Below are 22,536 nucleotides of genomic sequence, written 5' to 3' on the forward strand. Positions count from 1 at the left end.
ACCTCGGTGGTCGGAGCCGGGCTCGCGACCGGTGTCAGTGCGTGTCGTGCTGGGCCACCCACGAGGCGTGGAGCCCGGCGTACACCGTGCCCGCCTGGGTGACGAGCTCGCGGTGCGGGCCCCGCTGCACCACGCGGCCCCGGTCCACCACGATCACCTCGTCGGCCTGCTCGGCCGTCGAGAGCCGGTGGGCGATCGTCACCGACGTGCGTGACTGCATGAGCCGTTCCAGCGCGAGCCCGATGCGCATCTCGAGCTGGGGGTCGACGGCGCTGGTGGCCTCGTCGAGCACCAGCAGGTCGGGGTCGGCGAGGTGGGCGCGCAGCAGAGCCACCAGCTGGCGCTCCCCGGCCGACAGCGACTCGCCGCGCTGGCCCACCCGGGTCGCGAGCCCACCCGGCAGGGCGTCGAGCCAGTCGCGCAGCCCGAGCTCGTCGGCCGAAGCGAGGATGTCCTTCTCCGTCGCGTCGAGCTTGCCGTAGCGCACGTTGGCCGCCAGCGAGTCGTCGAAGAGGAACCCTTCCTGGGGGACCAGGACGACGCTGCGGCGCAACGAGGCCGGCGCGATGCGGCGTACGTCGAGACCGTCCAGCAGGACGGCGCCCTCGACCGGGTCCATGAGTCGCGTCAGCAGCTTGGCGAAGGTCGACTTGCCCGAACCCGTCTCCCCCACGATCGCGATCCGGGTGCCGGCGTCGATGTGCAGGGAGACGTCGGAGAGCACCGACGGACCGCCGGGGTAGGCGAACGTGACGTCGTCGAAGGTCACGTCGATCGGTCCCCGCGGCAGCACCTCGGCGTCCGGGCCGGGGTCGACGAGGTCGGCCGGCGTCTCCAGGATGCCGATCACGCGACGCCAGCTCACGATCGCGTTCTGCGCGTCGGTGAGGATCTGGGTGCCCATCTGCACCGGACCGACGAACAGGGTCACCAGGAAGGCGAAGGCGAGCACCTTGCCGGCCGTCATGTCGGAGGTGAAGCCCAGGAGCACGCCCACGATGAGCACGCCGGCGTTGGCCAGCCCGGCCGAGATCCCGCCGAGGGAGAACGACACGACGGTGAACTTCTGGGCCCGCGTGCTGGCCGACTTGAAGTCGTCGATGGCCGAGTCGATGCGGTGCTGGGTGCGGTCCTCGACGGCGTACGAGCGCACGGTCGCGGCGCCGACCACCGGCTCGGAGATGGCGCCGAGCAGCACGCCCACCTGGTGACGGACGACGCCGTAGGCCTCCGAGAGCTTGCGCTGGAAGTAGCGGATCGAGATGAAGAGCGGTGCGAAGCACAGCCACACGACCAGGGCGAGCTGCCAGCTGTAGATGACCATGATCACGGTGGCGACCAGCATCTGGCCGATGCTGACCACGAAGATCAGGCCGCCGAACACGAGGAACTGGCTCACCTGGTCGACGTCGCTGGTGACCCGGGAGACCAGCGCACCGCGGCGCTCGGTGTTCTGGGTGAGCAGCGGCAGGTCGTGGACGTGGCGGAAGGCCTTGACGCGCAACGTGGCGAGGCCGCGCTCGGAGGTGGAGAACAGCCTGCTGGTCATCGTGTACGACGCGAGGCTGGTGATGGTGAGCACCACCGCGCAGCCGATGCCGAGCCACACGACGTACGCCAGCTCGGGCCCGTCGGGGCCGTTGAGCCCCCGGTCGAGGGTCTGCTGCACGGCGATCGGCACGACGACCTGGCCGCAGGCGGCCACGATCGCGAGGAACAGGGTGAAACGGAGGCCCTCGCTGAGCTCGGGCGAGATGCGCATGCCCCGGCGGATGGTCTCGATGGCGCCGATGTCCTCGCCGGAGTCCATGCGGGTGCCGGCGGTGGGGTTGCGGGTCGTGGTCGTGGAGCTCACTGGGCACCTCCGGCGCTGCTCGGGACGGTGGCGGAGCCGGCGGCCTCTTCGTGGGCAGCCTGCTCGTAGGCGTTGACGAGCCGCGCGTAGTCGCGGTTGCGGCCGAGCAGCTCGCGGTGGGTGCCGCGGTCCGCGACCCGGCCCTCGTCGAGGTGCACCACCTCGTCGGCGAGGCCGATGGTGGCCTTGCGGTAGGCCACGACCACCAGGGTCGTGTCCGTGGAGCCGTCGCGCAGCGTCGCGAGGATGCGTGCCTCGACCTCCGGGTCCACCGCGGAGGTGGCGTCGTCGAGGATCAGCAGGCGCGGGCGCCGGACCAGGGCCCGGGCCAGCGAGATGCGCTGGCGCTGGCCACCGGACAGCGACGTCCCCCGCTCCCCCAGCTGGGTGTCCAGGCCGTCTCCGAGCGCGGCGACGAAGCCGTCGGCCTGCGCGTCGCGCAGCGCCGCCCACACCACGTCGTCGGGGATGTCGGCCCCGAGGGTGATGTTGCCCCGGACGGTGTCGTCGAAGAGGAACGCCGTCTGCGGGACCAGCGCGACGGCCCCGGCGAGCTCCCCGCGGGCCAGGTCGCGCAGGTCGACCCCGTCGATGCGGACCTGCCCCTCGTCGGGGTCGACCAGACGGGTGAGCAGGTTGGTCAGGGTGCTCTTGCCCGACGCGGTCTGGCCGACCAGCGCCACCGTGCGTCCCGGCTGGACGTCGAAGGTCACGCCGTCGAGCAGCCGGGTGGCGGGGTCGTAGGCGTAGTGCAGGGAGTCGACCTCCAGGACGGCGCCGCGGCCGGCCGACGGCAGCGTCGCCGCGCCGTACTCCATGGAGCCGGTCGCGGCGATGACCGCCTCGGTGCGGCGGTAGCCCACGACCGAGCGGGGGAACTCCCCGAGCAGCCAGCCGATCGCGCGGATCGGGAAGGCCACGATGGTCAGCAGGTAGGCGACGGTGACGACGTCACCGGCGTCGGTCTGACCGGCCATGACGCGGGAGGTGCCCACGGCCAGCACGATGAGCACCCCGATGTTGGGCAGCGACGCCAGGGTGGGGTCGAAGGCGGCCCGGATGCGGCCCGCGCGGATGTTGACGTCGCGCAGCTCGTGAGCCTTGGCGCGGAACCGGTCGGTCTCCTCGCCCTCACGGCCCAGGGTCTTGACGACCATCGCGCCGTCGAAGGACTCGTGGGCGATCTCGCTGACCTCGGCCCGCAGGGCCTGCGCGTGCGTCATGAGCGGCGACGCGAGCCGTTGGTAGGCGAGGTTGGCGACCACGACGGCCGGGAAGACCAGCAGCCCCACGAGGGCCAGGACCATGTCGGCGAGGATCATCTGGACGACCGCGATGGCCATCATGACGACCGTCCCGAGCGCCATCGGGAGCGGTGCGATGGGCGCCCAGGCGGCCTCGACGTCGGAGTAGGCGTTGGACAGCAGCTGCCCCGTCGGGTGCCGCTGGTGCCACTCCATCGGCAGGGTGAGGTACTGCCTGGTCACGGCCCGGCGGGTGTGGGCCTGCATGCGGAACTGCATGACCCCGGCCCCGAGCCGGCGGGCGACGATGCCCACGGCACGCAGGACCGCGACGCCCAGGAACAGCCCGAGCACCGCCCAGAGCAGGCCGGTGGCGATCTCGCCGTTCTCGAAGGCGGGGATGACGACGTGGTCGGTCGCCCAGCCCAGCACCCACGCGTCGGCGACCGTCAGCACCGCGAAGAGCACCGAGCCCAGGGTAGACAGGATGAAGATGGCGGGCTCGCGCCGGATGGCGTGGCCGAGTACGGCGAAGCCCTCCCACGTCGTGGATCCCCGGAGCTCCGCGTCCTCGCCTGCCACCTGTGTCGCCCGCCCCCTCGTCGTTCGTACCGTCGTCCTGCACACCGTCGTCGCGCCACCGTCGTGCGCATCGCCACCCGCGGGGTCGTCGCGCGCAGGCACGACCGCCACTGGGGAGGTTGCTCGGCGCAACCATCCCGACGGGTCAGGCTATTCCCCGCCACCGACAGCGGCCCAATCGCGCGGCCGTGCTCACGGGGTCGCCCCTAGGGTGGACGCATGAGCCTCGCCCGTGCAGAGCGTCACTCCCTGGCCGACACCGCGCGAGCCCTCGGCCCCGACGCCCCGACCCTGTGCGACGGGTGGGACGCCCAGGACCTGCTGGCCCACCTGCTCGTGCGCGAGCACAGCCCGCTGGGCGCCGCCGGCATCGCCCTGCCGCCCCTCGCCGGGCTCACCGAGCGCGCGATGCGGCGTACGGCGTCAGACGACTTCGAGGTCCTCGTCGAGCGCTTCCGCACCCCCGCCTCACCCCCGTCGCCCTCAAGGTGGTCGACGACCGGGTCAACCCGGTGGAGTTCTTCGTCCACCACGAGGACCTGCGCCGCGCCCAGCCGGGTTGGCAGCCGCGCGCGCTCACCCGTCACGACGAGGACGTCCTGTGGACCATGCTGCGCCTGCTCGGTCGCGGGCTCGTCGCCCGGGCCCGGGTGCCGGTCCGGATCGAACGCACCGACACCCACGAGACGGCCACCCTGCGCCGCGGCGACGAGCCGGTGACCGTCCACGGCCTGCCGAGCGAGCTGGTGCTCTTCCTGCACGGGCGCGACGAAACCTTCGGCGTCGACCTCACCGGCCCCCTCGACCGGATCGCCCGGCTGCGCGGAGCCGAGCGGGGCATCTAGCCCTCGCGCGGCCGGTCCCTAGACCAGCCGCAGCCGCGACAGGAAGGCACGGGTGCGTTCCTGCTGGGGGTCGCCGATCACCTGCGCCGGGCTCCCGGACTCGTGGATGACCCCGTCGTGCAGGAAGCTGACGGTGTCGGCCACGTCGCGGGCGAAGCCCATCTCGTGGGTGTTGAGGACCATGGTCACGCCGTCGGACTTGAGGTCGGTGAGGAGGTCCAGCACCTCGCCCACCAGCTCGGGGTCGAGGGCCGAGGTCACCTCGTCGAGGAGCATCAGCCGCGGGTTGGCGACCAGCGCCCGGGCGATCGCGACGCGCTGCTGCTGGCCGCCGGAGAGGTCGTCGGGCCGGGCCCCGGCCTTGGCCGCGAGGCCGACCCGGTCCAGCATCTCCAGCCCGCGGGCGTCCGCCTCGGCGCTCGCCACCCCGTGCACCTTGCGCAGCGCCAGCGTCACGTTGCCGAGCACGGTGAGGTGGGGGAAGAGGTTGTAGGCCTGGAAGACCAGGCCCATCCGGGCCCGGACCGCGTCGGCGTGCACGCGAGGGTCCGTGACGTCCTGCCCCTCGAAGGTGATGACGCCGTCGTCCACGGTCTCGAGGAGGTTGGCGCACCGCAGCAGGGTCGACTTGCCGGAGCCGCTCGCCCCGATCAGCACCGCGCACTGCCCGCGCGCGACCGACAGGTCGACGTCGCGCAGCACCACGTGGTCGCCGAACACCTTGCGCACGCCGGCCATCTCGAGCACGAGCTCGCTCGTGCCTCGCTCGGCTCCGTCGCTCACAGCGCCCGAGGGTGAGCTCGGTCGCTCGCTCGTCCCTCGCTCGGCTCCGTCGCTCACAGCATTCCTCCCGCGCCGTGGAAGCCCTGCTTGCGGGCGTACCGATCGGTCAGCCGCGCCATCGGGATGGTGAGGCAGATGAACAGGAAGCCCGCCACGACGTACGGCGTGTAGTTGAAGTCGCGGGCCGTCTCGATCTGGGCGGCCCGGATGGCGTCGATGACGCCGAGGACGGCGATGAGGCCGGAGTCCTTCTGCAGCGACACCAGGTCGTTCATCAACGGCGGCAGCACCCGGCGCCACGCCTGCGGCAGGACGACGTGGCGCAGCGTCTGGGCGTAGGACAGCCCCAGGGACCGTCCCGCCAGGCGCTGGGAGGGGTGCACCGACTCGATACCGGCCCGGAAGACCTCCGCGACGTACGCCGAGTAGGACAGCACCAGGGCCGCGCACCCCCAGAAGAGCGCCGAGGTGGGCAGGCCGGTCAGGTCGAGGGCCGGGCCGCCGAAGCCGAGCAGGAAGAGCACGAGCAGCAGCGGCAGCCCGCGGAAGACGTCGACGTACACCGTGCCGAGCAGGCGCAGCGGGAAGGCCACCGGTCCCCGGATCGTGCGCATCACCGCGATCGCGAGGCTCAGCACCACGATGACGACCGCGCAGACCACCATCACCCGGATGTTGAGCCACAGCCCCGCCAGGACCGCCGGGAACGAGTCGACCGCCTTGTCCCAGTCGAAGTACGTCTCCTTCACCCGCTCCCACCCGGGCGAGGTGACGACCAGCGCGGCCACCACCCCGAGCAGCACGACCGTCGACGTGGCAGCGATCGCCGCGCTGCGCACCGTCTGTCGGCGCCGCCAGGCGTCCCGCTCGCGCTGGACCTCCGACGGCTGCCAGTCGGGCGGCGCGGCGTCGGCCTCCCGGGCCGACATCAGGAGAGCTCGGGAGCGCCCTGCTGCGCCAGCCACTCGTCGGCGAGCTGGTCCAGGGTGCCGTCCTCGCGCAGCGCGTCGACCGCCTGCGAGACGCAGTCGGTGAGCGGGCTGTCCTTGTCGAGCACGGCGCCGAACTGCTCGACCTCGCCGTCGGGCAGCGGCAGCTGGCCGACGATCACGCCGTCGTCGAGCTGGACGGCCGTCATGTAGTAGGCGGTCGGCAGGTCGACCACGATGCCGTCGATCTGGCCGTTCTTGAGGGCCTGGACCGCCTGGTCGTTGGTGTCGAAGGCGGCGGCCTGCTGGCTGCTGCCGATCTGGTCGCTGATCGCGTTGTAGCTCGTGGTGCCCACCTGGGCGCCGAGCTTGGCGTCGGCGAGGTCGGCGATCGAGGTGACCCCGTCGATGGGGCTGCCGGCGTTGGTGATGACGGTCTGGCGCACGTCGTAGTAGCCGCTGGAGAAGTCGACGGCGTTGCGGCGCTCCTCGGTGATGGAGACCTGGTTGACGTCGAAGTCGAACTTCTTCTCACCCGGGCTGACCACCGCGTTGAACGGCACGGTCACCCACTCGACCTCGTCCTCGGCGTACCCGAGCTGCTCGGCGATCGCGTAGGCGACGGCCGACTCGTAGCCCTCGCCGTTGGTGGGGTCGTCGTCGACGAACCACGGCTCGTACGCCGGGGAGTCCGTGCCGACGGTCAGCACGCCGTCGGAGCGCGTCTCGAGCGAGTCCTTGTCGCACGACGCGGCCGCGTCGGTCTCCTCGGTGGTGGAGGAGTCGGAGGCGGAGTCGGCCTCGTCGCGGGGGGCGCCACAGGCGGTCAGGAGCACGGCCGCGGCCAGCGAGGTGGCGACGAGGGGTCGGGTCAGGGTGCGCATGGCGAAATCGTAAGTCCGCGACGGGGCACATGCGTGCCGATGCCACCGTGTGAACTCGTCGACGGTGGGTAGGAGGCCAGCCCGACGCCACCGACCAACCCACCCCACAGGGAGCACCATGCCGCCGACCGCCCGGTCGTCCACCGCCCGCCCGTCCGTACGACGCCGCTCGGCCGCCGCCGGAGTGGCGACCACGGCCCTGGTCGCGGGCCTGCTGGCAGGCGCCCCGGCCGACGCCGGACGCCCCGCCCGCACGAAGACCACGGCGAGCTGGTCGAGCACCAGCACCGTGCGCGACACCCCGGTCTCGGTCACCGGCACGGTGAAGGACCGGGTCCGGGGCAGGCGCACGGTGCGCCTCCAGCTGCGGACCGCCTCCGGGTGGCGCACCCAGGAGAAGGCCCGCACGACCAGCGCGGGCGACTACTCGTTCGCCGTCCCCACGTGGTGGACCCGCTCGGCGAAGGTCCGCGTGCTGGCCGCCCGCACGGGCCGGGCCCGCGCCGACGCCACCCGGGCCCAGCGCGTCACCGTGGTGGAGCCCTACGCCGCCGGCGGCGACCCGGCGGCGTGGGCGCACATCAGCTCCTACCCCGTGCGGCTCAACCCCTGCCAGCGGCTGACCTACCGCGTCAACGCCGCCCAGGGCCTGCCCGACCCCGCGACCGCAGAGACGCTGTCGCACGCGGCGATCGCCCGGATCTCCCAGGCCACCGGGGTGGAGTTCCGCTACCTCGGGCCCACCGGGGCGGTCTTCCAGGGTGGCGGCGGGTCTGTCCCGAAGGACACCGACGTGCTCATCTCGTGGGCCACGGACGCCGAGACGGCGCTGGACATCGGTCCCGGCACCGCCGGTCGCGGCGGGGCCGGCAAGGCCGTGTGGGGTCGCGACGCCCGCGGTCGCCGGATCGCGCTGGCTCGCAACGCAGGCGTCGTGATCGACTCGCAGACGCCGTACATGGACGCCAGCGCGGCCCTGCACGTGCTCATGCACGAGCTCGGCCACGCGATGGGCCTCGGTCACGTGTCGGACCCGGCACAGGTGATGCACCCGGCGTCGTATGACGTCCCCGACTACCAGTGGGGCGCCGGGGACCTCACCGGCTTCGAGAAGGTCGGGACGATGGCCGGCTGTGTCCGCCCGGACCGCCGCGGGCGCTTCAGCGCACCGGGTGGCCTGCAGCTGCCAGACCTGCCTTGACCTCACCGATCCGCAGCGTGCCGAAGTGGAAGACGGTGGCCGCGAGCACGGCGTCGGCCCCTGCCTCCACGGCCGGCGCGAAGTGCTCCACGGCCCCCGCTCCGCCGCTGGCGATCACGGGGATGCCGACCTCGCGGCGCACGGCGGCGATGAGCTCGAGGTCGAAGCCGTCCTGGGTGCCGTCGGCATCCATCGCGTTGAGCAGGATCTCCCCGGCCCCCAGCTCGGCCGCGCGGGCCGCCCACGCGACCGCGTCGATGCCGGCGCTGGTGCGACCCCCGTGGGTGGTCACCTCGAAGCCCGAGTCGGTGCCGGGGGCCCGACGGGCGTCCACGCTCAGCACCAGCACCTGGCTGCCGAACCGGTCGGCCACCTCGGCGATCAGGTCGGGGCGGCGGATCGCCGCGGTGTTCATCGCCACCTTGTCGGCGCCCGCGCGCAGCAGGCGGTCGACGTCCTCGACGCTGCCGACTCCCCCGCCGACCGTGAGCGGGATGAAGACCTCCTCCGCGCAGCGCGAGACGACCTCCATGGTCGTGGCGCGACCCTGGTGGGAGGCCGAGATGTCGAGAAAGGTCAGCTCGTCGGCGCCCTCGGCGTCGTAGGTGCGGGCGAGCTCGACCGGGTCGCCGGCGTCGCGCAGCTCGGTGAAGTTGATGCCCTTGACCACCCGGCCGCCGTCGACGTCCAGGCACGGGATGACGCGTACGGCGAGGGTCACGGCCGGCCCTTTGCCAGCGCGAGGGCGTCCTCGAGCGTGAAGCGGCCCTCGTAGAGCGCCGTGCCCGCGATCGCGCCCTCGACCCCGTCCGGGACCAGGCCCATCAGGGCCTCGATGTCGGCCAGCGTGGTGACGCCGCCGGACGCCACGACCGGGCGGTCGGTCGCCGCGCACACGTCGCGCAGCAGGTCGAGGTTGGGGCCCTGGAGCATGCCGTCCTTGTTGACGTCGGTGACGACGTAGCGGGCGCAGCCCTCGGAGTCGAGGCGGGCGAGCACGTCGTAGAGGTCGCCGCCCTCCCTCGTCCAGCCGCGGGCGGCCAGGGTGCGGCCTCTGACGTCGAGGCCGACCGCGACCCGGTCGCCGTGCTCGGCGATGGCCCGGGCACACCACTCGGGCTGCTCCAGCGCGGCGGTGCCGATGTTGACGCGACGACAGCCCGTGGCCATGGCGGCCGCGAGCGACTCGTCGTCGCGGATGCCGCCGCTCATCTCGACCTGGATGTCCAGTGCACCGACGATCCGGGCCTGGAGCTCCCGGTTGTGGCCGTGGCCGAAGGCGGCGTCGAGGTCGACGAGGTGGATCCACTCGGCGCCGGCCTCCTGCCAGCGCAGGGCCGCCTCGATCGGGTCGCCGAAGCGCTTCTCCGAGCCGTCCACGCCCTGCACGAGCTGGACGGCCTGGCCGCCCTTGATGTCGACGGCGGGCAGGAGCTCGAGGTGGGAGGACATGGGTCCGATCCTAGGAGGGTGCCGCCCACGACCTCAGCACGGTGTCCACGCCGTCCAGGATCCGCGACCAGGTCCGGTCGGGAGGAGGTGCGCTGTGGTCGAAGCCGCCGCCCAGCTCGAGGGTGGTGAAGCCGTGCACGACGCTGCCGATCAGGCGCACGGCGTGCGTCTCGTCGACCCCGGTCAGGCCGTAGCCGCGCAGGATCGCCCGGGTGAGGTCGGCGTGCCGGCCGCCGGGCCCCGCCGCAGCGGCCTCCGGCGAGAGCCGGACCTGCATCGCGGCGTACCGGCCCGGGTGCTCGCGGGCGAAGTCCCGGTAGCACCCCGCGAAGGCGACCAGCGCGTCCTTGCCCGACCGTCCGGCGAGCGCCTCGGACGCGAGGTCGGCGAGCTCGTCGAGCGCGAGCAGGGCGATCCGGGTCCGCAGGTCGTCGGCCCCGCCGACGTGGGAGTACAGGCTCGCCGCGCGGACGCCGAGGCGCCGGGCCAGCGCCGAGGGCGTCACCTCGTCGAAGCCCACCTCGTCGGCCAGGTCCGCCCCGGCTCGCACCACGACCTGCGGCGAGAGTCCTGCGCGCGCCATCCTGCCTCCTTTAGTCTTTTGCCTAATATGTGTAGGTAGTCTAGCGTCGTCCTCGTGAAACCGTTGACCGAGACCGAGATCCGCGCGTCCTTCGTGAACTGCTCGAAGGGAGAGGCCAAGCGCCTCCACGTCCCGCAGGACCTCGCCACCCAGCCGTGGGAGGACCTGGACTACCTCGGCTGGACCGACCCGCGCTCGCCGTCGCGCCGCTACCTCGTCGCCGACGTCGACGGGGCGACGTACGGTCTGGTGCTCCGCATCAACGAGGCCGGCGTCGGCGCCGCGCGGCGGGCCATGTGCTCGCTGTGCATCACCGTGCAGTCGGGCGGCGTCTCGCTGATGGTGGCCCCCCGCGCCGGGAAGTCGGGGCAACAGGGGAACTCGGTCGGGACCTACATCTGCTCCGACCTGAGCTGCTCGCACTACGTGCGCGGCAAGCGACAGACCGGCACCCCGGGCATGCACGAGACGCTCACCGTGGAGCAGCGGGTCGAGCGCCTGGTCGACAACCTCCAGTCGTTCGTGCGCAGGGTCCGCTCCTGAGGGTCCCGGCCCGGGTCGGGTGCGTACCCCCGCCGGGGAGCGTCCGCGGGGTCAGCCGGCCTGCCAGGTCGGCGCGACCTCGCGCCGGTAGCGGCGCCCGAACACCGTCGTGACCACGGCGATCACCGGACCGGGGATGTGCGCACGGAGCGCGGCCCGCTCCCGCTCGTCGGCACCGTCCTGCATCCAGACGAGGGCATCGGCGGCGTCGCTGATCCGCGCGGGGCGCATCCCCTTGGCCGCGGCCTTCCACTCGGGATCGTCCTCGTAGGCCTCGATGAGCGGCTCGACGTCCTCCTCCTCGTGGGCAAGGTGGGCATCGACCACGGTGCGGGTGCGCGCCACCTCGTCGGCCGCGCCCGCAGCGCGGACGGTAGTGGGATCGGCGACGACAGCGTCGATGGCCGAGGTCGCCCGCACCAGCGCCAGCTTCATCGCCCCGTGCTCGCCCTCCATCGCCGCCATCAGAGCGGGGTCCACGCCCCGGGACAGCAGGAAGGGCCACGCCAGGGCGTCCTCCGCCTCGTGGTGGTGGGTCAGCTCCTTGACGAGGTGCTGCCACGCGCGCTGCACCTGCCGGGCCCGGACCCGGTCCCCCTCCGGCAGCGCCCGGAGCGCCTGCTCGGTCCGGGACACGTCGCGTCGTACGGCGGCGTGGATGATCTTGTTCATGCTCATCGTGGCCATGCCACGGACGCTAGACCGGGACCCACGGCCCGCGCGACCCGCATTTCGGGCAACCTTCAGAGCGTGCGGACCCAGTTGCGCAGCAGCGCTGCGCCGGCGTCGCCGGACTTCTCGGGGTGGAACTGGGTGGCCCACAGCGGGCCGTTCTCCACCGCGGAGACGAAGCGGTCGCCGCCGTGCGTGGTCCAGGTGACGAGGGGCGCGCGGGTGCGGTCGTTGGTGACCAGCTCCCACCGGCGGGCGGCGTAGGAGTGCACGAAGTAGAACCGCTCCCCCTCGACGCCGGCGAAGAGCTCAGAGCCCTCGGGTGCCTCGACGGTGTTCCAGCCCATGTGCGGCACGACGGGTGCCTGGAGCCGCTCGACCGTGCCGGGCCACTCGTCGCAGCCCTCGGTCTCCACGCCGTGCTCGACGCCACGGGCGAAGAGCACCTGCATGCCGACGCAGATGCCGAGCACAGGGCGGCCACCGGCCAGGCGGCGCCCGATGATCCGCTCGCCCTTGATGGCGCGCAGGCCGGCCATGCACGCGGCGTACGCCCCGACGCCGGGGACGATGAGCCCGTCGGCCTCCAGCGCGGTGGTGAAGTCGCTGGTCAACGTCACCTCGGCGCCGGTCCACTCGGCGGCGCGCACGACCGAGCGCAGGTTGCCCGAGCCGTAGTCGAGGACCACGACCTGCTGGGGGGCGGGGCTCAAGAGGCGTCTCCCAGCGTGCCCTTGGTCGACGGCACGCCGGTCTCGCGCGGGTCGAGGGCGATCGCGTCGCGGAAGGCCCGGGCGAACGCCTTGAACTGCGCCTCCACGAGGTGGTGCGGGTCCCGGCCGGAGAGCACCCGCACGTGCAGCGCGAGGTGGGCGTGGAAGGCGATCGTCTCGAAGACGTGCCGGGTCAGCGAGCCCTGGTAGGCGGCGCCGTTGACGTCGTTGCCGCCGATGGCGACGTAGACCTGGCCCTCGGGCTCGCCGGTGTGCACGCAGTACGGGCGACCGGACACGTCGACGACCGCCTGCGCCAGCGCCTCGTCGAGGGGCACGGTGGCGTCGCCGAAGCGGCGGATGCCGCGCTTGTCGCCGAGCGCCTCGCGCAGCGCCTGGCCGAGGACGATCGCGGTGTCCTCGACGGTGTGGTGGGCGTCGATGTGGGTGTCGCCGTTGGAGTGCACGGTGAGGTCCACCAGCGAGTGGCGGGCGAAGGCGGTGAGCATGTGGTCGTAGAAGCCGACGTTGGTGCTGATGTCGGCGCGGCCGGAGCCGTCGAGGTCGACCTCGACGGAGACCTGGGACTCCGAGGTGGTCCGCTCGATCTTGGCGGTGCGGTTCATCGGTGGTCCTCCATGACCTGGATCAGTGACTGCTTGAATGCGTCCATCTCGGCGGCGGTCCCGATCGAGACCCGCAGCCAGCCGGCGGGCCCCGTCTCGCGGATCAGCACGCCCCGCTCGACCAGCGCCTGCCAGACGGCATGGCGGTCCTCGAAGGTGCCGAACAGCGCGAAGTTGGCGTCGCTGTCGGCCACGGCGAGGCCACGCCCGCGCAGCCAGTCGACCGTCGCGTCCCGCTCCACGCGGAGCTCGTCCACCCTGCCCAGCAGCTCGGGCGCGTGCCGCAGCGCGGCCAGCGCCGTCGCCTGGGTCACCGCGGAGAGGTGGTAGGGCAGACGCACGACGCGGATCGCGTCGCAGATCTCGGGCGCCGCGGCGAGGTAGCCCACCCGGGCCCCGGCCAGGGCGAACGCCTTGCTCATGGTGCGGGTGACGACGAGGTTGCGGTGGGTGTCCAGCAGCTCGAGCGCGCTGGGCACGCCGGCGCGGCGGAACTCGCCGTACGCCTCGTCCACGACGACGAGGCCGTTGCGTCCGTCACCGGCAGCCGCCTCGCACAGCATCGAGACCGCCTCGGGCGGCAGCGCCGTGCCGGTCGGGTTGTTGGGCGAGGGCAGCAGCACGACGCTGGGGCGCCTCTCCTCGATCAGCGCACGGGCGGCCCCGAGGTCGAGGGAGAAGTCCTCCTCGCGCCGCCCGGCCACCCACTCGGTGACGGTGTCGCGGGCGTACTCGGGGTACATCGAGTACGTCGGCGCGAAGCTGAGCGCCGTCCGCCCCGGACCACCGAAGGCCTGGAGCAGCTGGAGCATGACCTCGTTGGAGCCGTTGGCCGCCCACACCTGCTCGGCGGTGATGCCGTGGCCGCCGGAGGTGTTCAGGTACGCCGCCAGCGCCTCGCGCAGCTCGGTGAACTCGCGGTCGGGATAGCGGTTGAGGGTCGTCGCCGCCCGTCCCACGGACGCCGCGATGTCGGCCGCCGCCTCCGGCGACGGGCCGTAGGGGTTCTCGTTGACGTTCAGCTGGACCGGTACGTCGAGCTGGGGTGCGCCGTACGGCTCGATCCCGTGCAGCTCCTCCCGCAGGGGCAGCCACGACCGCTCCTGCGCAGGGCCCGCCCTCACTGCTCGAACCGCACGGAGACGGCGGCGCCGTGACCCGGCAGGTCCTCGGCGTCGGCCAGCGCCACGACGTGGCCGGCCACCTCGGCCAGCGCCTCGCGCGAGTAGTCGATGACGTGCATCGACTTGGTGAAGGCGCGCACGCTGAGGCCGCTGGAGTGGCACGCGCAGCCGGCGGTCGGCAGCACGTGGTTGGACCCGGCGCAGTAGTCGCCCAGCGAGACCGGGGCCCAGGGACCGACGAAGACGGCACCGGCGTTGGTGATGCGAGCGGCGTACGCCGCGGAGTCGCGGGTCTGGATCTCGAGGTGCTCCGCGGCGTAGGCGTTGACCACGTCGAGGCCCTGCTCCATGTCGTGGACCATGACGATCGCGGACTGGGGACCGGCGAGGGCCTGCTGGATCCGGCCGGTGTGGCGGGTGGCGAAGACCTGCTTCTCCAGCTCGGCGACGACGTCGTCGGCCAGCGTCTCGGAGTCGGTCACCAGCACGGACGCGGCCAGCGGGTCGTGCTCGGCCTGGCTGATGAGGTCGGAGGCGACGTACGCCGCGTCGGCCGAGTCGTCGGCCAGGATCGCGATCTCGGTCGGTCCCGCCTCGGAGTCGATGGCCACGCTGCCGCTGACCAGCCGCTTGGCGGCCACGACGTAGATCGAGCCCGGTCCGGTGATCAGGTTGACCGGGCGGCACGGCCCGGCGCCGTACGCGAACATGCCGATGGCCTGGGCCCCGCCGACGGAGTAGACCTCGTCGACGCCGAGCAGCTCGCACGCGGCCATGATGGTGGGCTCGGGCAGGCCGCCGGTGTTCTTCTGCGGCGGGCTGCTGAGCGCGATGCTGCGCACGCCCGCGACCTGGGCCGGGACGACGTTCATCACCACGCTGCTCACCAGCGGGGCGAGTCCCCCGGGCACGTAGAGGCCCACCCGGTCGATGGGCACCTTGCGGTGGGTGACGGTGGCACCGTCGCCGAGGCTGCTCACGACGTCGTGCTCGAGCTCGGCCTCGCAGGTGGCGCGCAGGCGACGGATCGACTCCTCGAGCGCCTGCCGGATCGTCGGGTCGAGCTCCTCGAGGGCGCGGGTCATCGCCTCACGGGGCACCGCGATGTCCTCGATCTCGATCCGGTCGAACTCGGCGGAGAACTCCCGGATCGCCTCGACGCCGCGGGCCTTGACCGCGTGCAGCACCGGGGCCACCAGATGCGTCGCCGCCTCCACGTCGAACTCCGCGCGCGGCACGGCGGCGCGGTAGTCGACCAAGGCACGGTCTGCTCCCCTGAGGTCGATGCGACGGATCATGGCCCCAAGTCTAGGGACCGGGCCACGCGCCGACCGAACCCGCACGGTGCCCGGACAGCGCTAGGGTCGGTGCGTGAGCACTCCCCTGGCGATGTTCCCCCTCAGCACGGTGGTGTTCCCGGGCGTCTCGCTGCCCCTCCACGTCTTCGAGGACCGCTACCGCGCGCTGGTCCAGCACCTGCTGCGCATCGACGACCCCGCCGAGCGCGTCTTCGGCACGGTCGCGGTCCGGGAGGGCTACGAGGTGGGAGACCACGGCTCGCAGTCGTTGTACCGGGTGGGGGTCCGGCTCCAGCTGACCGACGTCGAGGCCAACGACGACGGGACCTACGAGATCGAGGCGGTCGCGCGCGAGCGCATCGTGCTCCAGGGCCTCGACGCGTCCGGCGAGTTCGCCGTCGGTGACGTCGCCGAGCACCCGGACGCCGAGGGACCGGTCCCCGACGAGGTGCTGGGCCGGGCACGGGCGACGTTCACGGCGTACCGCGCGGCCGTCAGCGAGCTGCAGGGCACCACGTTCTCGGGCTCCCTCCCCCGTGACCCCGGCTACCTGTCGTGGACGCTGGCCGCCCTCGCGCCGCTGCCGATGGCCGAACGGCAGTCGCTGCTGGAGGCCGACTCGCCGCGGGAGCGGCTGGAGCTGGTGACCTCGCTGCTGCGCGAGGAGCTGCGTGCCATCAACGTCATCCCGTCGCTGCCGGCCACCGAGGTGGCCCGCACGGCGTGGTCCCCCAACTAGGGGCTCCGGCAGGATGGCCAGGAAGAGGGCCGGTGGCGGTACGCCGGCCACCGTCGCGCTGGCCGCGGCGGGCATCGACGTCACCCTGCACGCCTACGAGCACGACCCCCGCGCCGCGTCGTTCGGGCTGGAGGCCGCCGAGGCGCTCGGCGTCGAGCCCGCCCGGGTGTTCAAGACGCTGATGGCCTCGCTCGACCCTTCGACAGGCTCAGGACGGCGCGGCGCCCTGGTCGTCGGCATCGTGCCGGTGGAGCGCCAGCTCGACCTCAAGGCGCTCGCCCGGGCGCTGGGAGGCAGCAAGGCGGTGATGGCCGAGGTCGCCGCCGCCGAGCGGGCGACGGGGTACGTCGCCGGCGGCATCTCACCGGTCGGGCAGAAGCGGGCCCATCCCACGGTCCTCGACGAGTCGGCCACCGCCTGGCCGACGATCTTCGTCTCCGGCGGCCGGCGGGGGCTCGACCTGGAGCTGTCACCGGCCGACCTGGTCGCGATCACCTCGGCGACCACGGCCCCGATCGGCCGGTGAACCTCGATCGGTGGTGACGCTCAGTCGGTCGTGAGCCTGACGACCGAGTGGGAGACGCCGTCCTCGATCCAGCCGGTGACGCCGAAGGCGGAGAGCGGCTCGATGTTCTCGGCGATCTCCGGGTCCTCCTCGCCGGCCAGGCGGGCCAGCCAGTTGTCGTCGGCGTCGAAGTCGACGAACAACAGGGCCGAGGCCTCGTCGGCGTCCGCGACGACCTCGTCGAAGGCCTCCGACTCGTCCAGCGAACCGCCCTCGACGAGGCTGGACCGGTAGTCGGCGTTGGGGCTGATCGTCACCCGGTCGCCGTCGACCTCGGTCTCCAGCATGTCGGCGTCGGGACCCATCTGGGCCTTCACCTTGTCGAGCGCGGCCAGGATGGCGTCGGGGTCGCCCTGGATGGTCACGCCGACCGGGAGCTCGCCCGGCCCGCCGTTGAAGAACGCCTCGAGGTCGAAGCCGGAGCCCATGGAGACGGCGACGCCGTCACCCGCCAGGGCCTCGGCGTCCGCCGGCAGGTCGAGCCCGGACGCCTGCGACATCTCCGACATCATCTCCTCGGAGGTCATGTCGCTGCCGCCCAGCGTGGCAACGTTGTCGACCATCTGCGTGAACCAGCCGTCGGAGAACCCGACGCCGAAGGCGGCCACCGTGTCGTCGGGGAGACCGGCCACGAGGTCGGAGGCGCTCTGGTCGAGACCGGACAGCGCCATCATCGACTGGCCGGGGTCGCCGGCCGTCTCGACCTCGAGGGCTCCGTCGTCGAAGCGGACGGTGACCGCGGCACCCTGGAAGTCGGCGAGCGACTGCTCCATCTCGGGCGTGAGCGGGTCCTGTCCCTCGCCGCCCATGCCGTCCATGCCGCCCATCGAGCCGAGCGAGTCGCCGTAGAGGCCCATCATGTCGGCCATGTACTGCCCGGCGGCCGGTGCGACGTACAGGCTCACGATGCCGGGGTCGCCCGCCTCCTCGGTCCAGCGCTGGAAGTCGGCGTCGTCGGCGAGGTTGTCCTCGCCGGCGTCGGCGGCCACCTGGTCGGCGATCTCCACCGACTCGCCGATCACGGCCCAGTCGCCCTCGACGGCCCAGCCACCGGTCGCCGCGTCAACCGCGTCGCTGCCGCAGCTCTCCTGCAGGGTGGCGAGGCCGTCCTCGGCCTCGCCGGCGTCGGTGACCTGGACGACCAGGACCGGCGAGGGGCTCTCGGCGCCGGTGTCGACGGCGGCGACCGCGGCCCGGTCCCCGAGCCACGGCTTGACGTCGGCGGCGTAGTCGAGGCCCTCGCACTCGCCGGAGTCGGTCAGCTCGGTGAAGAGCCGCTCGCGCAGGTCGTCGTCGGTGTCGAGGTCGACGTTGTCGGCGAACGCGGGGAACTTGCGCAGCGTGCGGATGGCCTCGATCTTCTGCCCACCGCTGGGGTCGAGGTCCACGCTGACGTAGCCGATGGTGCCGGCCGGAAGGGCCTCGGCCGGCTGGAAGCCGGTGCTCAGGAAGCTCGACGCGGCCCAGGCCGCACCGCCACCCACCGCCAGGACGCCGAGCAGGCCGCCGAGGACGATAAGGCGCTTGCGGTGGTCGGCGCCGTGTGCCGACGACCCGGCGACGGGGCTGCCCGACGAGGACTCGAGGTACTCGGGACCCGAGGGGCCCTGCGGTGTGGTGGACGACATGTGGAACCCCCGTGGTGCGACGTGATGACGACGCGCAGCCTACCCAGCAGGACCGGGATCAACCCCACGGACGCGACGACCGCGTGTGGTGAACCAGACCAGCACGAGACCCAGCGTGCTTCCCAGCGGAAAGGCGACGAACGCGCTCGACGTGAGGGAGTACGACGCGCCGTCCGGGTCGTCGGTGGCTACCCGCAGGTCGCTGGGCAGCCGCTCGAGGTCGTCCTTCGCCGCGGCCAGCGGCCGCGGGTCGGGCGGGCCGAGCGTGTGGCCGACGGTGAACATCAGCCACCCGGCGAGCACCGAGCCCACCAGGACGGCCGCGAGGGTCGTCAGCTCGCCGGACACCAGCACCCACCCGAGGACGAGGGCGGTGATCAGCCCGGCGGCGAGGGCGACCACGACGTACCAGCCGGTGCCGGAGAAGGCGTAGTCGGGACCGGCGGGCTCGAAGAGCCACTCACCGCGGTAGACGATGCCCAGCGGCGGGGTCCACAGCCACTCCCACACCACCCCGGCGATCGCTCCCACCACCGCGAACGTGCCCAGCACGACCGCGACCCGGACCGCGACGGCGCGCAGCCCGTCGCTGGTCGTCCCGCCGTGCGTCAGCCGTCCATCCGTCATCCCGCCAGGTCCTTGCCCGCGAGGCACCCGGGACCCAGCAGCTGCTTGAGGTCGGCGAAGAGCGCCGGGCTCGGCGTCACCCGGTGGTGGTCGCCGACCTTGAGCACGATCGTCCGGTCGCGCATCCGCACGTGGAGGATCACCTCGGTGACGCCGGGGTGGGTGGCGAGGACGTCCTTGAGGCTGTCGACGGTGCCGGGGTTGACCCGGGTGTGCGGCAGGTTGACGGCCACCGGCCCGCTCGGGCCGTCGGAGATGTCGGGGACCGAGACCTCCTGGGCGCGCAGCTCGGGCTGGTCCTTGTCGCGGGAGAGCTGGCCCTTGACCCGGAGGATGGCGTCCTCCACGAGGTGGTTGGACGCCAGCTGGTAGGCGCTCGGGAACAGCAGCACCTCGATCGCGCCGTCGAGGTCCTCCAGGGTGATGGTCGCCCAGGCGTCGCCCTTCTTGGTGATCTTGCGCTGGACGCTGGTCACCAGCCCGCTGATCGTCAGGGTGCTGCCGTGGGCGCGCTCCTCGTCGAGCATGAGCTGGCCGATCGTGCAGTCGGTGCCGTTGGAGAGCACGTGCTCGAGCCCGAGGAGCGGGTGGTCGGAGACGTAGAGGCCGAGCATCTCGCGCTCGTGGCCCAGCAGCGTCATCTTGTCCCAGTCGTCGATGTCGGGGATCGGAATGCTGGTGCCGAACCCGCCGTCGGCCTCGTCGAGGCCGCCGAAGAGCGAGTCCTGGCCGATCGCCTCGTTCTTCTTGATGTCGATGTACTGGTCGACCGCCGTCTCGTGGATGGTCACCAGCGCCCGGCGCTTGTGCTTCATCTCGTCGAAGGCACCGGCCTTGATGAGCGACTCGACCACGCGCTTGTTGCACACGTGGGCAGGGACCTTCTCCATGAAGTCGTTGAAGTCGGCGTACCGGCCCTTCTCCTCGCGCCCGCTGACGATGCCGTCGACGACGTTGGCGCCGACGTTGCGGACGGCGGTGAGGCCGAAGCGGACGTCGTGACCGACCGGTGTGAAGTTGGCGTGCGACTCGTTGACGTCGGGCGGGAGCACCTGGATCTTCATCCGGCGGCACTCGTTGAGGTAGATGGCCGACTTGTCCTTGTCGTCCTTGGTGCTGGTCAGCAGGGCCGCCATGTACTCGGCCGGGTAGTTGGCCTTGAGGTAGGCGGTCCAGTAGGAGACCAGGCCGTAGGCGGCGGAGTGCGCCTTGTTGAAGGCATAGTCGGAGAACGGCAGCAGGATGTCCCACAGGGTCTGCACGGCCTTCATCGAGTAGCCGCGCTCGACCATGCCGCCGGAGAAGATCTCGAACTGCTTGTCGAGCTCCTCCTTCTTCTTCTTGCCCATCGCGCGGCGCAGCAGGTCGGCCTGTCCGAGCGTGTAGCCGGCGAGCTTCTGCGCGATCGCCATGACCTGCTCCTGGTAGACGATCAGGCCGTAGGTCTCGCCCAGGATCTCCTCCAGCGCCTCGGCGAGCTCCGGGTGGATCGCCTCCACGGGCTCGCGCCCGGTCTTGCGTCGGGCGTACTTGTTGTGGGAGTCGGCACCCATCGGGCCGGGGCGGTAGAGCGCGCCCACGGCCGAGATGTCCTCGAACTTGTCGGGCCGCATCGAGCGCAGCAGGGCCCGCATGGGGCCGCCGTCGAGCTGGAAGACGCCGAGGGTGTCGCCGCGCTGGAGCAGGTTGTACGTCGCGGGGTCGTCGAGGGTGAGGTCCTCCAGGACGACCGTCTCGTCCCTGTTGACCTTGATGTTCTTGACCGCGTCGTCGAGGACCGTGAGGTTGCGCAGCCCCAGGAAGTCCATCTTGATGAGGCCGAGGGCCTCGCAGGTCGGGTAGTCGAGCTGGGTGATCATGGCGCCGTCGGCGGGCCGCTTGAGCAGCGGGATGACGTCGATGAGCGGCTCGCTGGACATGATCACGCCGGCCGCGTGCACGCCCCACTGGCGCTTGAGGCCCTCGATGCCGATGGCGGTGTCGACGACGCGCTTGACGTCGTTGTCGTTCTCGTAGAGGCCGCGGAACTCGCCGCCCTCGCCGTAGCGCTTGTGGTTGGCGTCGAAGATGTCCTTGAGAGGGACGTCCTTGCCCATCACCGCGGCCGGCATCGCCTTGGTGATGCGATCACCCATGGCGAACGGGTAGCCGAGGATGCGGCTGGAGTCCTTGACGGCCTGCTTGGCCTTGATGGTGCCGTAGGTGACGATGTAGGAGACCCGGTCGTCGCCGTACTTGTCGGTGACGTAGCGGATGACCTCGCCGCGCCGGCGCTCGTCGAAGTCGATGTCGAAGTCGGGCATCGAGACGCGGTCGGGGTTGAGGAAGCGCTCGAAGATCAGGCCGTGCTCGAGCGGGTCGAGGTCGGTGATCCGCATCGCGTAGGCCACCATCGAGCCCGCACCGGAGCCGCGGCCGGGACCGACGCGGATGCCGTTGTCCTTGGCCCAGTTGATGAAGTCGGCGACGACGAGGAAGTAGCCCGGGAAGCCCATCTGGGTGATGACGCCGAGCTCGAACTCGGCCTGCTTGCGGACGTTGTCCGGGACGCCGCCCGGGTAGCGGACCGCGAGGCCGCGCTCGACCTCCTTGACCAGCCAGGAGTCCTCGTTCTCACCGGGCGGGCAGGGGAAGCGCGGCATGTAGGTGCCGTTGCCCTCGGTGAACTTGACGTCGCAGCGCTCGGCGATCCACAGCGTGTTGTCGCAGGCCTCACGCAGGTCGTACTTGTCGACCCACAGGGAGCGCATCTCGGCGGGCGACTTGATGTAGTAGCCGTCACCGGAGAAGGCGAAGCGCTGGCCCGGACCGTCGCCGGCCGGGATGTCCATCGTGGAGCCGGAGTTGATGCAGAGCAGGTGCTCCTGGCTCTTGGCGTCGTGCTGGTGGACGTAGTGCGAGTCGTTGGTGGCCAGCAGCGGGATCCGCAGGTCCTTGGCGAGGCGCAGCAGGCCGTCGCGCACGCGGCGCTCGATGTCGAGCCCGTGGTCCATGAGCTCGAGGAAGTAGTTGTCGCGGCCCAGGATCTCCTGGTAGTCCGCGGCCGTCTGGCGGGCGGCGTCGTAGTTGTTGTGGCGCAGGTGGACCTGCACCTCGCCCGACGGGCAGCCGGTGGTGCCGATGATGCCGGCGCTGTGCTGCGAGAGCAGCTCGCGGTCGGCGCGGGGGTGCTGAAAGAAGCCGTCGCGCCACGCCCCGGTCGAGAGGCGGAACAGGTTGTGCATGCCCTCGGTCGACTCCGAGAGCAGCGTCATGTGGGTGTAGGCGCCGCGGCTGGAGACGTCGTCGGGGCCGCCCTTGTAGAAGTTGACGCGCTTGCGCTCGAAGCGGCTGATGTTGGGGGTGAAGTAGGCCTCCATGCCGATGATCGGCTTGACCCCGGCCGCGGTGGCCTTCTTGTAGAACTCGTAGGCGCCGAACACGTTGCCGTGGTCGGTCATCGCGATCGCCGGCATGCCCAGCTCGGCGGTGTGGTTGGCGAGGTCGCCGAGGCGCGCCGCGCCGTCGAGCATGGAGTACTCGGTGTGGACGTGCAGGTGCACGAAGTTGTCGTTGGAGCCGGCCGACATCGGGGTCTTCCACACCTTCTTCACGGGTCGCAGGAACGGTCGCGACTGACGGCCCAGCAGACCTCGCTGGAGGG

General features: G+C 72.0%; 21 protein-coding genes and 1 pseudogene. 6 read left to right on the top strand and 16 right to left on the bottom strand.

Translation table 11 applies throughout. The annotated features are described in order from the left end of the window. Nucleotides 1-34 precede the first annotated feature (34 nt). On the bottom strand, nt 35-1,855 hold the full coding sequence (locus tag ASG94_RS01540) for an ABC transporter ATP-binding protein (RefSeq protein ID WP_235537084.1): 1,821 nt from the start codon (nt 1,853-1,855) through the stop codon (nt 35-37). Further along, nucleotides 1,852-3,681 carry an ABC transporter ATP-binding protein gene (locus ASG94_RS01545; protein ID WP_056924681.1) on the bottom strand — a complete coding sequence of 610 codons (1,830 nt, stop codon included), beginning with the start codon at nt 3,679-3,681 and terminating at the stop codon, nt 1,852-1,854. The genes ASG94_RS01540 and ASG94_RS01545 overlap by 4 nt, the downstream gene beginning before the upstream one ends. 219 nt (nt 3,682-3,900) lie before the next feature. Here ASG94_RS01545 and ASG94_RS22615 point away from each other — a divergent pair. After that, a pseudogene (locus ASG94_RS22615) lies at nt 3,901-4,134 on the top strand (maleylpyruvate isomerase N-terminal domain-containing protein); the annotation flags it as partial. A 35-nt stretch (nt 4,135-4,169) separates the two neighbouring features. After that, nucleotides 4,170-4,526, top strand: a complete 357-nt coding sequence (locus ASG94_RS22295) for a hypothetical protein (RefSeq protein ID WP_056924682.1) — start codon at nt 4,170-4,172, stop codon at nt 4,524-4,526. Between the two features lie 18 nt (nt 4,527-4,544). Here ASG94_RS22295 and ASG94_RS01555 read toward each other — a convergent pair whose 3' ends face one another. From ASG94_RS01555 to ASG94_RS01565, 3 genes are all read right to left on the bottom strand, one after another. Next, on the bottom strand, nt 4,545-5,264 hold the full coding sequence (locus ASG94_RS01555) for an amino acid ABC transporter ATP-binding protein (RefSeq protein WP_056926214.1): 720 nt from the start codon (nt 5,262-5,264) through the stop codon (nt 4,545-4,547). A 98-nt stretch (nt 5,265-5,362) separates the two neighbouring features. Then, nucleotides 5,363-6,238, bottom strand: a complete 876-nt coding sequence (locus ASG94_RS01560; RefSeq protein WP_056924683.1) for an amino acid ABC transporter permease — start codon at nt 6,236-6,238, stop codon at nt 5,363-5,365. Beyond that, the gene (locus ASG94_RS01565; protein WP_056924684.1) at nt 6,238-7,122 is read right to left on the bottom strand and encodes an ABC transporter substrate-binding protein; all 885 of its coding nucleotides are present in this window, start codon (nt 7,120-7,122) and stop codon (nt 6,238-6,240) included. The genes ASG94_RS01560 and ASG94_RS01565 overlap by 1 nt, the downstream gene beginning before the upstream one ends. Nucleotides 7,123-7,240: 118 nt before the next feature. On the opposite strand from ASG94_RS01565, the gene ASG94_RS01570 reads away from it, so the two are divergent. Beyond that, nucleotides 7,241-8,323, top strand: coding sequence for a matrixin family metalloprotease (locus tag ASG94_RS01570; protein ID WP_056924685.1), 1,083 nt, complete (start codon nt 7,241-7,243; stop codon nt 8,321-8,323). Here ASG94_RS01570 and hisF read toward each other — a convergent pair. From hisF to ASG94_RS01585, 3 genes are read right to left on the bottom strand one after another with little or no spacing between them, the layout of a single operon-like run. After that, on the bottom strand, nt 8,283-9,044 hold the full coding sequence (gene hisF / locus ASG94_RS01575) for an imidazole glycerol phosphate synthase subunit HisF (protein ID WP_056924686.1): 762 nt from the start codon (nt 9,042-9,044) through the stop codon (nt 8,283-8,285). The genes ASG94_RS01570 and hisF overlap by 41 nt on opposite strands. Then, complete coding sequence (priA, locus tag ASG94_RS01580; protein ID WP_056924687.1) at nt 9,041-9,775, bottom strand: bifunctional 1-(5-phosphoribosyl)-5-((5-phosphoribosylamino)methylideneamino)imidazole-4-carboxamide isomerase/phosphoribosylanthranilate isomerase PriA; 735 nt, start codon at nt 9,773-9,775, stop codon at nt 9,041-9,043. Before priA ends, hisF begins: the two co-directional genes overlap by 4 nt. Before the next feature lie 10 nt (nt 9,776-9,785). Continuing rightward, nucleotides 9,786-10,358, bottom strand: a complete 573-nt coding sequence (locus ASG94_RS01585) for a TetR/AcrR family transcriptional regulator (RefSeq protein WP_056924688.1) — start codon at nt 10,356-10,358, stop codon at nt 9,786-9,788. A gap of 54 nt (nt 10,359-10,412) precedes the next feature. Here ASG94_RS01585 and ASG94_RS01590 point away from each other — a divergent pair, with 54 nt between their 5' ends. Further along, nucleotides 10,413-10,901 (top strand): FBP domain-containing protein, encoded by a 489-nt coding sequence (locus ASG94_RS01590; protein WP_056924689.1) that lies wholly within the window; start codon nt 10,413-10,415, stop codon nt 10,899-10,901. A gap of 51 nt (nt 10,902-10,952) precedes the next feature. Here ASG94_RS01590 and ASG94_RS01595 read toward each other — a convergent pair whose 3' ends face one another. From ASG94_RS01595 to hisD, 5 genes are read right to left on the bottom strand one after another with little or no spacing between them, the layout of a single operon-like run. After that, nucleotides 10,953-11,588 carry a hemerythrin domain-containing protein gene (locus ASG94_RS01595; RefSeq protein ID WP_056924690.1) on the bottom strand — a complete coding sequence of 212 codons (636 nt, stop codon included), beginning with the start codon at nt 11,586-11,588 and terminating at the stop codon, nt 10,953-10,955. Between the two features lie 56 nt (nt 11,589-11,644). After that, nucleotides 11,645-12,286, bottom strand: a complete 642-nt coding sequence (hisH, locus tag ASG94_RS01600; protein WP_056924691.1) for an imidazole glycerol phosphate synthase subunit HisH — start codon at nt 12,284-12,286, stop codon at nt 11,645-11,647. Next, on the bottom strand, nt 12,283-12,912 hold the full coding sequence (hisB, locus tag ASG94_RS01605) for an imidazoleglycerol-phosphate dehydratase HisB (protein ID WP_056924692.1): 630 nt from the start codon (nt 12,910-12,912) through the stop codon (nt 12,283-12,285). Before hisB ends, hisH begins: the two co-directional genes overlap by 4 nt. Continuing rightward, a complete protein-coding gene (locus ASG94_RS01610) occupies nt 12,909-14,036 on the bottom strand; it encodes a histidinol-phosphate transaminase (protein ID WP_056924693.1) in 1,128 nt (375 codons plus the stop codon). Before ASG94_RS01610 ends, hisB begins: the two co-directional genes overlap by 4 nt. Then, nucleotides 14,033-15,334 carry a histidinol dehydrogenase gene (gene hisD / locus ASG94_RS01615; RefSeq protein ID WP_056924694.1) on the bottom strand — a complete coding sequence of 434 codons (1,302 nt, stop codon included), beginning with the start codon at nt 15,332-15,334 and terminating at the stop codon, nt 14,033-14,035. Before hisD ends, ASG94_RS01610 begins: the two co-directional genes overlap by 4 nt. Nucleotides 15,335-15,407: 73 nt before the next feature. Between hisD and ASG94_RS01620 the strand changes: the two genes are divergently transcribed. Together ASG94_RS01620 and ybaK are read left to right on the top strand one after the other, a co-directional pair. Next, nucleotides 15,408-16,073: an LON peptidase substrate-binding domain-containing protein gene (locus tag ASG94_RS01620; RefSeq protein ID WP_056924695.1), complete on the top strand. Its 666-nt coding sequence runs from the start codon at nt 15,408-15,410 to the stop codon at nt 16,071-16,073. 13 nt (nt 16,074-16,086) lie between these two features. Continuing rightward, entirely contained in the window at nt 16,087-16,599 is a 513-nt protein-coding gene (ybaK, locus tag ASG94_RS01625; protein WP_056924696.1) for a Cys-tRNA(Pro) deacylase, read from the top strand. Nucleotides 16,600-16,619: 20 nt separating this feature from the next. Here ybaK and ASG94_RS01630 read toward each other — a convergent pair whose 3' ends face one another. From ASG94_RS01630 to dnaE, 3 genes are read right to left on the bottom strand one after another with little or no spacing between them, the layout of a single operon-like run. After that, a complete protein-coding gene (locus tag ASG94_RS01630; RefSeq protein WP_056924697.1) occupies nt 16,620-18,266 on the bottom strand; it encodes a DUF3352 domain-containing protein in 1,647 nt (548 codons plus the stop codon). A 39-nt stretch (nt 18,267-18,305) separates the two neighbouring features. Next, nucleotides 18,306-18,893 carry a hypothetical protein gene (locus ASG94_RS01635; protein WP_056924698.1) on the bottom strand — a complete coding sequence of 196 codons (588 nt, stop codon included), beginning with the start codon at nt 18,891-18,893 and terminating at the stop codon, nt 18,306-18,308. Next, entirely contained in the window at nt 18,890-22,462 is a 3,573-nt protein-coding gene (gene dnaE, locus ASG94_RS01640) for a DNA polymerase III subunit alpha (RefSeq protein ID WP_056926215.1), read from the bottom strand. The genes ASG94_RS01635 and dnaE overlap by 4 nt, the downstream gene beginning before the upstream one ends. Nucleotides 22,463-22,536 lie beyond the last annotated feature (74 nt).

It is taken from the genome of Nocardioides sp. Soil805, from assembly GCF_001429625.1.
In the GTDB taxonomy this organism is placed as follows: domain Bacteria; phylum Actinomycetota; class Actinomycetes; order Propionibacteriales; family Nocardioidaceae; genus Nocardioides.

Bases quoted from the DNA above. Each gene is read 5' to 3' on its own strand.
- ASG94_RS01555 (WP_056926214.1), bottom strand. From the start codon at position 5,264: ATGGCCGGCGTGCGCAAGGTGTTCGGCGACCACGTGGTGCTGCGCGAC.
- ASG94_RS01560 (WP_056924683.1), bottom strand. From the start codon at position 6,238: ATGTCGGCCCGGGAGGCCGACGCCGCGCCGCCCGACTGGCAGCCGTCG.
- ASG94_RS01565 (WP_056924684.1), bottom strand. From the start codon at position 7,122: ATGCGCACCCTGACCCGACCCCTCGTCGCCACCTCGCTGGCCGCGGCC.
- ASG94_RS01570 (WP_056924685.1), top strand. From the start codon at position 7,241: ATGCCGCCGACCGCCCGGTCGTCCACCGCCCGCCCGTCCGTACGACGC.
- priA (WP_056924687.1), bottom strand. From the start codon at position 9,775: ATGTCCTCCCACCTCGAGCTCCTGCCCGCCGTCGACATCAAGGGCGGC.
- ASG94_RS01585 (WP_056924688.1), bottom strand. From the start codon at position 10,358: ATGGCGCGCGCAGGACTCTCGCCGCAGGTCGTGGTGCGAGCCGGGGCG.
- ASG94_RS01595 (WP_056924690.1), bottom strand. From the start codon at position 11,588: ATGGCCACGATGAGCATGAACAAGATCATCCACGCCGCCGTACGACGC.
- hisB (WP_056924692.1), bottom strand. From the start codon at position 12,912: ATGAACCGCACCGCCAAGATCGAGCGGACCACCTCGGAGTCCCAGGTC.
- hisD (WP_056924694.1), bottom strand. From the start codon at position 15,334: ATGATCCGTCGCATCGACCTCAGGGGAGCAGACCGTGCCTTGGTCGAC.
- ybaK (WP_056924696.1), top strand. From the start codon at position 16,087: ATGGCCAGGAAGAGGGCCGGTGGCGGTACGCCGGCCACCGTCGCGCTG.
- ASG94_RS01630 (WP_056924697.1), bottom strand. From the start codon at position 18,266: ATGTCGTCCACCACACCGCAGGGCCCCTCGGGTCCCGAGTACCTCGAG.
- ASG94_RS01635 (WP_056924698.1), bottom strand. From the start codon at position 18,893: ATGACGGATGGACGGCTGACGCACGGCGGGACGACCAGCGACGGGCTG.
- dnaE (WP_056926215.1), bottom strand. From the start codon at position 22,462: ATGTCGGCCGGCTCCAACGACAACTTCGTGCACCTGCACGTCCACACC.